This window comes from Variovorax sp. P2_H12 (genome assembly GCF_056403395.1).
The window spans coordinates 43048-54426 of the sequence record NZ_JBFUFO010000017.1 but is presented as its reverse complement, the minus strand read 5'-3'; the positions used below and the strand labels follow the sequence as shown (position 1 = coordinate 54426).

The following is an 11379-nucleotide window of genomic DNA, read 5'->3' as shown; positions in this document are numbered from 1 at the left end:
AACCCACGGGGCACGCTGGTTGCGCGCGGCCTAGATGCTGATGCTGTTGGGTACCCTGGACGGCAACTGGAAAAGATAGGGAATCGGCCGTTCGAGGTTGCGCTGGTGGATCGTGATCTCGGACTGCGCCAACGCCGCCTGAAAAGCCTCAAGGGCCTTCTGGGCCGGGCGGTGCGCGAAGTGCGGATATTGCGGGTTGCTGGCGTAGTGCCCCAGCGCGTCGAACTGGATGCTGCTGAGCAGGTACACGAACGACACGGTGTACAGCGCGACGTCCAGCGGCGGGAGCCAATCCAGATACTGCTCCTCTTTGTCGATCAGGTCGTCGCGTGTCGGCGCGGCCTTGTAGATCGCCGCGGCCACGCTGGGCGCGAAGCCCGCGAAGGGATATTGACCGTAGTTGACCGACGCGTGCAGAGGGCCTGCGGTGTAGATCATTTGCGCGACGACTTCAACGAGTTGGTCCCGGGTGTTCAGCGTCGCGGGAAACCCCGGCAGATTGCCGTACTGGGCGCAGCCAAGTTCGTCCACCCACGCCTTGAGTTCCCGGTCGGTACTGACGGCGTGGTCGTTGGTGTAGTAGATCGCCACGTAGCCGGTGACGAAATCCTTGATGGCCTTCCACAGCAGCAGCGTGTCGTCGCGAAACGGGTAGGCCGCCAGCTGGTCTACGCCGCGCAGGGAAAAGATCTCGTCCGGGCTGTTCTCGCCCCAGCGCCAGGCCATGCGCGCGTCGTTGACCATCTGCAGCGTCCAATCGATGTGGGCGCCGACGTTGGCGGCCACCACGCCACCCGGGACGATGAGGTTGTGCGCGGCGCCATCGTTGATGCTGATGGTGAACCGCAGATGCGGTTCGAGCAGATGGAACAGAGGGTGTTCCTTTGCCAATTGGCGGTGCGTGGCCACCGCGACGGCCTCCATGATCAAGTGGCAATCCCCGAGATGGGCGACCGATTCGTGTTGAATCGCGCAGGCCACGTTGACGAAGTACTTGGCGACCTTCCACTTCAGTTGATTGGAATCGTTCGCTTCGAAAGCATCGTTCGGGCTGAAGATGGCAGAGTCCGGGGACTGCCCCAACTGGATCGCGATGGGCTGCAACACGCCGGCTTGGCTTTGCCCGTAGGCCGGCGGATAGCCCTCGGGAGGTGACTCGTTCCAATAGAACAGGGCGATGGGCGACGGCAGGTAGCGGTGCTTGTCGTGCAGGCAGCTCTCTTTGGGTTCCAGCTTCCCGTCGCCGATCAGCGCGGCGTAGTCGCAGGCGTAGAGCTTGCCGTCGCTGATCATCTCGGCCAGCGAGAGGGTGGTGGAGCCGCCTCGGCTCAGGACTTTCACCGTATCGGGGATCGTCATTTTCGCCTTCAGCTCGCTCCAGGCCAGGGCCTTGCTGCCCGTCGCTTTGTCCTGCACGACGCGGCGCAAATTGGTGGTGTTGAAGCCGGCCAGTTGCAGATAGCCGAAGAACCAATCCTGCTCGCATTGCTTGTCTTTCCCCCGCATCCAATCCTTTTCCTCCATCGCCAACATCTGGGGCGTGGGCAGCGTGGCGATCAGGCTTTCGTAGTCCGACTCTGCCTTGGCCTCGAGGAAGGGCGACCGTACCAGGTCGAACAGGGTCGACTTGAGAATCGCCGTGGGACCCTTTTCCACCGTCTCGGCGGCGGCGGCAAAGATGCCGTCGACCAGCTTTTGAACATCCTGCTCGAGTTGGCGTAAATCCGTACTGAGTCGCAAGGCATGGAAGGGTATGTCGTTTTGGATGCTGTCCATGTCCTTCTCGATCTCCTGCGCCAGGAACCTGCGCGCATTCCGGGCGAAGTTCTCGGCGATCTGCGCGCTGATCTGCGCGACCAGCGCGTTGTAGGCGGCGCTGAACTCCTCGCCAGGCGGCACGCCCGCGCACATCGGCACTTCCTCGAGATGGGGATAGCTTCGAACGTAGTTATAGGCCGTGCGGGACAGCGACAGCTGCAACGCGCGCGCCGCGGTGCCTTGACCTGGCAAGGTGGGAATGGGTACGTTCATCGCTGGCATGATGGGTTCTCCGGGTCCGCAGACGGTTTCAAAGGCGCAGTCGGCAAGACTAACGGCTCCGTGGACATTTGCGTGGATTTAAAGCTAGGCCCGGCCCGCCATCACATGCGCGGACCGTCTGGCGAGTTGCGCCCAGGCCCCGAGCGTTCGAGCAAGGCGTGCGACCGGCGGGCCGTGCCGTACAGTCTCGGCCTCAGGTGCAAGCTAGGAGCAGGCATGTTTGAAGGGTCGAGGGCAGAGAATTCCGGCGACTTCCTGGCCGAGTTGGCGCGGCTGGGCGAGACGCGTACCTGGGAGCCTGGTGCCTCGGTGGTGACCGAGGGCGACATTGCCGACTGCATGTATCTCATCCACGAAGGCGAGCTGCGCGCGTTTGTGGTCGGGGACGGCGGGCGCGTGGTGGAGCTCAATACGCTGCACGCGGGTGAACTCTTCGGCGAGCTGATGCTCAGTGGTGAACTTCGCTCCGCCACGGTGCAGGTCACCACGCGAGCGCGGCTGACGCGCGTGACACGGGCCCAGGCCGAGCGCGTACTGGCGCAGCGGCCCGAGCTTGCGTTTCAGATGATCCAGCGCCTGGTGCAGCGCGTGCGCACCCTGACGCGCACGGTGGGCCGCCTGGCTTCGGTAGACGTCTACGGCCGGCTCGTGGGGCTCTTCGACGCCTTGGCGGTCGACGACAAAGGCCTGCGCGTGGTGCCCGGGCCGTTGAGCCAGCAGCGCATCGCTGAGCGCGTGGGCGCTTCGAAGGCGATGGTCAACCGGTTGCTGACCGACCTGGCCAAGGGTGGCTACATCGAAGTCTCGCGCGAGCGCATCGTGCTGCTCAGAAAGTTGCCGCCGAAGTGGTGAGTCACTCGCAGACGGAAACGTAAATACCATGACTAGTGCAGCGACTCGATCATGGCCAAGGCGACAAAGGAGGGTGGGCCAAGAGCGCTCAGGACGACGGGTAAGCGTCTCCCCAAGACCCTCTTGACCGTGACAAACGCTCAGATGTCGACGACCTGGCGCAGCATATGGAACGGAACGCGCCACGAGTGACCATTGCCCACGCGACGGTGGCGGTCTGTTGGTTGATGCGCACGACGATGCTGACCTGTGGCTGCAGGTCACCCACCCGCGACGGTGACTGCGTTCCCCATCGGAACATCTCCCTGGAGCCTGGTGACTGCTTCATCTACGCAGCTTGCCGAAGCCAAGAGCAGCGCACGAATTGACGCCCATGACTTAGCGAATCGATCCGATGATGCAAGCTCCACTGCCTGGGCCTCAAGCGCCATTCGGCTGACGAGAACATTGTTGGCAACAACTTCAACTGGATGGGGCTTCCCGAGGAACAGTTCTCGCGACGGCAAAGCAGGCGTTCGTTCGCTCACTCATTCCTACCGAAAAACGCCCCGCCAGCTGACGCCCATGACGCAATAGAGATCACAGCGGCATCAGCTGATCAGGGCGCCGCGAGGTTCCGGGGCCGCTGCGCCCCGGGGCATCTCATCAGCTTTGCGCTCGACATGACCGTGGCGACCTGGGAGCTTCGCGGTAGACCAGGAAATCGGTCGATGCTCGAAACCAGCCGAAAGATCGCAAAGCCGTCAGAAACCTCGGACCGGCCCAATCAGCGGGGAGCGAACAGGCTTTGCCATGCCGTAGAAAACGACCATGCCTTGGCCGCCGCAGCGCGTAGACCGACTTTCGTCAGACTTGCCGTAGCATGACTGGGGATCCTGCCAGTTGTTCGACGCCCAGACGTTGCCCGCGGGATCGATGCCCACATATTTCCACGTACGTGTTCGGAAAAGCCGTATCCACGACGTGCGCCCTGGATCATGAGTTTGTGACTCTGCCTTTGCGGCGAAGGCTTCTGCCCAGCCGCCAAGCTCCCCAGCTCATGAGGCCGAACGCGCCGAACAATGTCAGCAGGTAAGGCCACAACATCTTGAACAGCAATCCTGCATTGTTCTTGACCAGCGCGCGTATCGGGTGATAGTTGTCGGGCAGAGGTACCACACCGTTGCTCGCCAGGTATTCCTGCATATCCGCCTGCATGGACTTGAACACTTCGGGTTGCTGCTCCTTCAGATCCCTCGACTCCGTTGGATCGCGGCGAATGTCATAGAGGTGCCAGGCGTTGTCACCGAAAGGCGCCAGGTCCTTGACCAGCTTGAGATCTCCTTTGAACAAGGCCGAGTTGCCCGCCATTTCATAGCCAATGGGTCGATCTGGCGGATGAACAGTTGAACTCTGTCCGTCCAAGTGTGCGAGCATGCTCGAACCCTCGGGGCGCAGCACTTCGCTGTTCTTATAGGAGCTATTGGGCTCATCCCCGGCGGCCAACTCCAGCAAGGTAGGCACGATGTCTTTCACGTGAGTGAGGCTTTCGCTGATCCGACCGCCGGCAAAGCGCGCCGGCCACGACACGATCAGGGGTGTGCGCACGCCACCTTCATGGGCATTTCCCTTGAAAAGATGCAGCGGCGTGTTGGACACCTGTGCCCACTCCTGGCCATAGGCAGAGAACGACCCCTTCTCGCCCAAGTTCTCGTAGTCCACCGAGTAATTGAACGGATACCAAAACCAGAACGTCTTGTCGAGGCGATAGGGATCGGCGCCGTTGTCCGACAGCACGATGAAGAGTGTGTTTTCCAGCTCGCCGGTCTGTTGCAGGTGCTGGTGCAGGCGTCCAATTTCAGTGTCCGCCGCCGTGAGCATGCCAGCGTAGACGGCCATGCGCTTCGCGTAGTCCCGCCGCTCCTGTGGCTTCAGGTCAGTCCATGCACGCGCGTTGGGGCTCTGACGCGGCGTCAGTCCGGCTGGGAAGAGGCCCATCTGCACCTGGCGCGCGTAGCGCTCCGCGCGCAACTGGTCCCAGCCCTGGTCATAGCGGCCGAGGTAGCGATCGATGTATTCCTTTGGCGCTTGGTGCGGATAGTGATTCGCCTGCAGCGAAACCACGGAAAAGAATGGCTTGTCCTGGGCCTTGTCGGCATCGAGCCAGCCGATCATGCGGTCGACGTAGTAGCGGCTCGAGTAGAAGTCCTTGGGCAAGGTCATTTCGCGCGTGCCCTCGAACCAGTGCGACGATTCGTGGATCGGCGCATAGGGCTTGCTCTCGAAGTTGTCGCTGCCGGTCTGCGCCAAGGCCACCGACTTCTGGAAACCGTGCGTGGCGGGCGACCTGTCGCCGGTTTCGCCCAGATTCCACTTGCCCGAAAAGTAGGTACGGTAGCCAGCGCCGGCGAGCAGGCTGCCGATCGAAACGACGCGATTGTTGAGATAGCCCTCGTAGCCCGGCTTGCCCTTCTGGTTGTCGGCGATCACGTTCTCCAGCGTGCCCACCCCCGCGCGGTGGTTGTCGACACCGGTCATGAGCATGGCCCGGGTCGGCGAGCAGGCTGCGGCGACGTGGAAGTTGGTGAAGCGCACGCCATCCTTGGCGAGCTTGTCCAGCACCGGCGTGGCGATCTCGCTGCCAAAGGCACCGAGATCGCTCATGCCTACGTCATCCAGAACGACCATCACGATGTTCGGACGCTTGGGAACGGCGCTCCAGGCGGGCCCCACGGCGAGTGCGGCCGCCGCCGCCAACACAAGTAATCTTGACAACACAGTCTCCGATGAATCTCTAGTAGGTTGCCGATCATCCCGGTGCGGCGATATGACGTCCAGTGCACAATTCATTACGTTCCATTGCGTTTGACACAACATGGATTTGCGACAACTCCACCACCTGATCGCGCTGGCCGAAGAAGGCCGCTTTGCCCGCGCGGCTGAACGGGTACATCTAAGCCATGCAGCCTTCAGCCGAAGCATCAAGGCCCTGGAGACCAGACTGGGCGTGCAACTGTTCGACCGAACTCCCGCAGGAGCGCAATTGACCGTGGCCGGCCAGACGGTACTGATGCGGGCCCGGCAGCTTGTGTTCGAAGATCACTGCTTCGAACGCGACGTTTCCTTGTTGCGCGGCGGGGCACTGGGCGAACTGAACTTCGGCGCCGGCCCGATTCCGGCCGCCACCCTGGTTCCGCCACTGCTGGCGGAGTTGCGCAAGGCTGGCCCGGGTGTCGTACTCCGAATGCGCAGCGGCAACCTGACCAGCCTGCTCGATCTGCTGCATGCCGAAGCCATCGACTTTTTCATTGCCGACCCTCGCCTGATGCAGCCAGATACGCGCTTGCGGACGCGGGCGCTGGGTCAAGTGCATGGAGGCCTCTATTGCCGGAGCGGGCACCCTCTTGCGCGCAAGACTCCCGCGAAGCGCGAAGCGTTGAAGGAGCATGGCATCGGCATGGTCTCGGCAACATCGACGGTGCGGGCACTGGTTGCCAGTGCGCTCGGCTTCGGACCGGCCGAGCCGCTGCCGGTCACTCTGGAGTGCGACGATCTCAATACATTGATGCGGCTCGCGCTCCAGAGCAATCTGCTGGCGGTGCTGCCGCATCAACTGGCGTCGAGTGCAGGGCGCTCATTGCGGCGCATCGCAACGGAGAGCGCCACGGCCCCGCTGATCGCGGAGATACACGCATTCTGGTTGCGCGGCCGCAGCCTGTCGCCTCTGGCTGCGCGGGCCATCGACCTGGCAGCAACACTGGGTGGCCAGTACAGCAGGGACGAGAGCAACCCGGATCGACGTCTGCGCCACTGACGTGCACGATTTGGGGTGGAAGGTTGGGCCTCACAGTGATCTACGGCGTCGCGCGTCTTTGGCGGAAGCCGCGGAATGCCCCAACGGAGCCACAGAAGGCTACGAAGCTATGGGGATTCGGGGATGCATGGATCGAACCGGTGCTGGCGATGCGGCCCAAGCATTTGGCCGATGGCGGCGCCGAGGCCCGTCGAAAGCGGGTATCTCGTTTCGGGAGCCGCGTGCGGATCAGGGCTTGGCAGCTTCTTTCTTGACAGCTTCATTCTGGGTCGTGCCCGGAACCTTCTCGCCGATCTTGTTGCCGACCTTGCGCGTGTCTGACGCGGCGTCGGACGCCGCATTGTCGACCGCCTTGCCGGTCGCCTTCTCGGCCTTCTTGGTATCAGTCTTGGTCGCGTCCCAGGCTTTCTCGGCGTCTTTTTCCAGCTTCTGGGTGGCGCCTTGTGCGACGGCCGACACGCCGATGCACGCGAATGCCAGGGTCACTGCGGCCGGCAGGATACGAACGATGGACCTGTTCATGGGGAAGCTCCTTGTTGAAGTGGGCGTGGCTGACATGGCACTGTGACGCAACAATCACCCAGGGTCAGAGAAAAGCGCCAAACGCCCGTCGTTCCCGGCCCCGGAACCGGACCGTCGCCAGTGCAGCAGCTGCGCGCCAGCGGCGGCACCACCCGCACCGGGGGGGCTGAACGCCAGCGTGGGGATGAAGGTGCGCTGGTGAGCGCGACGCAGCGCAATCGGTCGACGCGGCCTGCGCCGCACGAACGACATTGACGTTCTCCAGATAGAGGCGCCGCGTGAGGTCAAGGCGCTCGAACGGGAGGTTGCGCCCCAACCCGCTGGAACACCAGGCCGCCGATGTGCATTTCCTCCAGGTCCTTCCCCATCACCATGCGAAGCTCGGCCAGGTCGCGGCCGTCGTTGCCGGGGACCTTGACGGTCATGCCGGCCTCGTTGTCGTTGACCACGCGCAGCAACTGTTCGTTGTCCAGCATGACGTAGCCCGGCATTTCCGCCAATTCGTCGATGCGCCAGATCACCGGCGGGAGCAGGCGGCTCACGAGCGAATCGGGGGAGTCGCCGACATAGAGCCATTGACTCCCCACGCGCGCTTTCCACGCGGCCGGCAGCGGTGTTTCCAGCGGCGGCAGCCATTCGCCCATGGGGTTCTCGCCCCAGTACAGCGCGTTGGCCGAGAGCGTGCGCCCGATCAGGTAGCGGTGCCCCAGCACGGTCTGGAAGCGGTAGCACACGGTGGTTTGACCATCCGGCCACCAGTTCCCATCGCCTCGCGCGCGAAGCTGCTCCTGCTTCGCGGTGTCCCACTGGCGTTCGTCCTTGCTCCAGCGGCGCAGCGTCAGCGAACCGTCGGCTGCGCTCAAGACCTGCACGGGGGCGATGGAGTTGGCATAGACGCCCACCAGGGCGGCGCGGTCTGGAGCAGGAGACACCAAAGGCGGCACCGTGGAGACGATGGCGGCGGGCGGCGCCTGGATCGCTCCGCGTTCCGCCGCGGCGCGCAGAAGCAGCCCCTCTGCCAGCAGGCGCGGCTCGTAGTCGTGCCCGCTGCCGCTGATCAACAGGGCCAGCCGGGCTTCGGGCAGCACGAAGAAATCGGTGGAAAAGAAGAAGGTGCCGCCGTTCTTGTTCCAGGCCCGCAGCCCGGCCGCATTCAAGCCGGCCTGCTGCATCGAGTCCCACCCCAGCCCCCAGCGCCACGACGATGCAGACGGGTTGATGCGTGTACGGGCACTCTGGTCGACGCCCATTTCCCGCACCGCCTCGGCCGAGACGATCCGCCGGCCCTGGTAGACGCCCTGGTCCAGGAACATCTGCGCCAGCTTCAGCATGTCGGTGGGTGTGCTGAAAACTCCGCCGGACGCGAAGGGCGTGGACATTTCCTGTGACAGGCTGCGACCCTTGAAATAGGGGTGCACGTAGGTGCCTTCGGCGGCAGGCGTCACCGGATAGCCGGACAGGGTCATGCCCAGGGGGCCAAAGATTTCCCGCTGGACGAATTCGTAGAGAGGCAGCCCGCTCAGCGCGCGGACCAGTGGCTCCACCATGGTGAAGCCGTCGTTGCAGTAGACCGCGAGTTCGCCCGGCTCGTGCTTCAGGTGCAACTGCGCCAGCGCCAGCATGGTGTCCTGGGCATAGTCCAGATAAGGCACGAAGGCCCCGTTGTTGCGCATGTTGTTGCCGGGGAAGCCCGAGGCATGGGACAACAGGTGGCGCACTGTCACCTGCTTGAACTCCGGCGAGAGCATGCGGAAGCCGGGCAACAGCTCGACCAGCGGCTGGTCGAGCGTCAACTGGCCGCGGTCGCGCAGGATCATCACGGCCAGGGTGGTCACGACCTTGGAGACCGAGCCGATGTTGAAGCGGGTGTCGGTGGTGGCCTGCACTTCGCGCTCGCGGTCGGCGTAGCCGAAGGCCTCACGCCAGACCACCCGGTCGTCGGCCAGCAGGGCCACGGAAACCGCGGTCGTGGTGGTGCTGTTGCTTCGGTTCAGTGCCGCTTGAATGGCCTCGCGGCACCAGCGCACCGATTCGGGGTGGAGCTGGTCCACGGTGCCGGTTGCGAAGACTGGCGTGCCGGAGCTGCCGCCGCCGCAGGCTTGCAGCAGCGGCGTGGCCAGACTCGCCGTGGCGAGGCTCAGGTATCCGCGACGCGAAAGGCGCGGTGAAGAAAATTCGTCCGGGTCGGTGTTGGTGCTGGTATGGGTAGGCAATGAGGTCATGGCAGCAGGTTCGCAAGGCTTGTGGGCTTCAGGGTGCGCGAGGTTTCTCGGCGTCCATTCGCTGGAACACCAGGACGCCGGTGTGCAGTTCTTCCTTGCCGTTCACCATCACCATGTCCAGCTCGAACAGGTCGCGCCCTGCGGCGGAGGGGATCTGGATGGTCATGCCGGCCTGGTTGTCGTCGATCACGCGCACCAACTGAGCGGTGTTGGCCAGGACGTAGCCGGGCAACTCGGCCAGTTGGTCGATCTCGAAGATCCAAGGCACCTTCCGTTGCGTGGCCTGCGTGATCGAATCGTTCAGATCGTTCACGCGCAACCATCGGCTGCCGAGCCGGGCCTTCCATGCGTCCGGCAGCGGCGTGCTCAGTGGCGGCAGCCATTCGCCGATGGGCTCTTCGTCCCAGTACAGCTGATTGATCGAGAGCGTGCGCTGGTTCAGATAGCGATGCCCCGCCAGGGTCTGGAAGCGATAGCAGATGCGGGTTTGCCCATCGGCCCACCAACAGCCATCGCTGCGCGCGCGCAGGCGTTCCTGCACGGCGGTCCAGCCATCGAGGCTCCATCGGCGCAAGGTCAGCGAACCGTCGGCCGCGGCGAGCACCTGCAGCGGGCCACTGCTGTTGGCGTAGATGCCCAGGAACGCGGTGCGGTCCGGCGCAGGCGACGCCAGCGGCGGCGCGACGGAGGCGATGGCGGGAGGCATCGTGCGGATCACGCCGCGTTCGGCCGCCATGCGCAGCAGAAGCCCTTCGGCCAGCTCCAGCGGCCCGTAGTCGAGCCCGCTTCCGGTGATCATCATGGCCAGCCGAGCCTCGGGCAGCACGAAGAACTGGGTCCCGAAGAACTCGAACGCGCCGCTCTTGTTCCAGCCCCGCAGGCCGGCCGCATGCAGGCCCGGCTGTTGAACCGTGTCCCATCCCAGTCCCCAGCGCCACAATGATGAAGCGGGGTCGGGCATGATGCGTGTGCGGGCCCTCTGGTCCCTGCCCATCTCGCGCACCGCCTCGGCCGAGACGATGCGCCGGCCTTCGTAGACCCCTTCGTCCAGCAGCAGGCGGGCGAGCTTCAGCAGGTCGGTGGGCGTGGAGACCATGCCCCCGCTCGCGTAGTTCGCGGGCAACTCTTGCGACTGTCGCTGCCCCTTGTCGTAAGGGTGCACGAAAGTGCCCTCGGCCGCGGGTGCGAGCGCATAGCCCGAGAGGTTCATGGCCAGAGGGGCGAAGATCTCGCGCCGGACGAACTCCGGATACGTCAGCCCGGTGAGTTGCTTCACCAGCGGCTCCACCATCGTGAATCCATCGTTGCAGTACATCGCAAGCTCGCCCGGCTCGTGCTTCATGCGTGACTGCACCAGCGCCTCCATGGTGTCCTTCGCGTAGTCCGGGTAAGGGACGAAGTTGATGCCGTTGCGGTAGTTGTTGCCCGGCACGCCCGACGCATGCGAGATCAGGTGGCGCACGGTGATGCGGGTGTAGCCCTCCGAGCGCATGCGAAAGGCGGGCAGCAGTTCCACCAGCGGCTGGTCCAGCGCCAGTTGCCCGCGGTCGCGCAGGATCATCACGGTCAGGGCCGCGACCATCTTGGAGATCGAGGCAATATTGAATCGTGTGTCCGGGGTGGCCAGCACACCGTTGTCGCGATCGACATAGCCGAAGGCTTCACGCCAGACCACGCGGTCGTCGGCCAGCAGCGCGATGGACACGGCGGTGGTGGCGATGTCGCTTCGGCTCAGCGTCGCTTGAATGGTCTCGCGGCACCAGCGCACCGACTCGGGATCGGGCTGGGGCAGCAGTGCTGCGGCGCCGGGGCTGGAGCCGCCGCCGCCGCAGGCCTGCAGCAGTGGCGTCGCCAGTCCTGCGGTCGCCCAGCCCAGGCAATCGCGGCGTGACAGTCGAAGGGACGATGGTGCAGGGGAGTCCGGCGTGGCGTGTGGTGTGGTCATCGGGC

Annotated in this window: 7 protein-coding genes; 2 read left to right on the top strand and 5 right to left on the bottom strand. The window is 64.2% G+C overall.

From position 1 onward, the window contains the following. Positions 1–30 precede the first annotated feature (30 nt). Positions 31–2040, bottom strand: coding sequence for a lipoxygenase family protein (locus tag AC1DYK_RS13905; protein ID WP_478166852.1), 2010 nt, complete (start codon positions 2038–2040; stop codon positions 31–33). A gap of 216 nt (positions 2041–2256) precedes the next feature. On the opposite strand from AC1DYK_RS13905, the gene AC1DYK_RS13900 reads away from it, so the two are divergent. After that, the gene (locus tag AC1DYK_RS13900; RefSeq protein WP_478166851.1) at positions 2257–2892 is read left to right on the top strand and encodes a Crp/Fnr family transcriptional regulator; all 636 of its coding nucleotides are present in this window, start codon (positions 2257–2259) and stop codon (positions 2890–2892) included. 975 nt (positions 2893–3867) lie between these two features. On the opposite strand, the gene AC1DYK_RS13895 is transcribed toward AC1DYK_RS13900, so the two are convergent. Continuing rightward, positions 3868–5646 carry an arylsulfatase gene (locus AC1DYK_RS13895; protein ID WP_478166850.1) on the bottom strand — a complete coding sequence of 593 codons (1779 nt, stop codon included), beginning with the start codon at positions 5644–5646 and terminating at the stop codon, positions 3868–3870. A gap of 100 nt (positions 5647–5746) precedes the next feature. On the opposite strand from AC1DYK_RS13895, the gene AC1DYK_RS13890 reads away from it, so the two are divergent. Further along, on the top strand, positions 5747–6685 hold the full coding sequence (locus tag AC1DYK_RS13890; RefSeq protein ID WP_478166849.1) for a LysR family transcriptional regulator: 939 nt from the start codon (positions 5747–5749) through the stop codon (positions 6683–6685). Positions 6686–6913: 228 nt separating this feature from the next. Here the strand turns inward: AC1DYK_RS13890 and AC1DYK_RS13885 are convergent, their stop codons facing one another. The 3 genes from AC1DYK_RS13885 to AC1DYK_RS13875 all read right to left on the bottom strand — a co-directional run bounded on the left by AC1DYK_RS13885 (position 6914) and on the right by AC1DYK_RS13875 (position 11374). Next, positions 6914–7207, bottom strand: coding sequence for a hypothetical protein (locus AC1DYK_RS13885; RefSeq protein WP_478166848.1), 294 nt, complete (start codon positions 7205–7207; stop codon positions 6914–6916). Positions 7208–7491: 284 nt separating this feature from the next. Next, positions 7492–9429 carry a serine hydrolase domain-containing protein gene (locus AC1DYK_RS13880; RefSeq protein WP_478166847.1) on the bottom strand — a complete coding sequence of 646 codons (1938 nt, stop codon included), beginning with the start codon at positions 9427–9429 and terminating at the stop codon, positions 7492–7494. Between the two features lie 28 nt (positions 9430–9457). Then, complete coding sequence (locus AC1DYK_RS13875) at positions 9458–11374, bottom strand: serine hydrolase domain-containing protein (RefSeq protein ID WP_478166846.1); 1917 nt, start codon at positions 11372–11374, stop codon at positions 9458–9460. Positions 11375–11379: the final 5 nt, after the last annotated feature.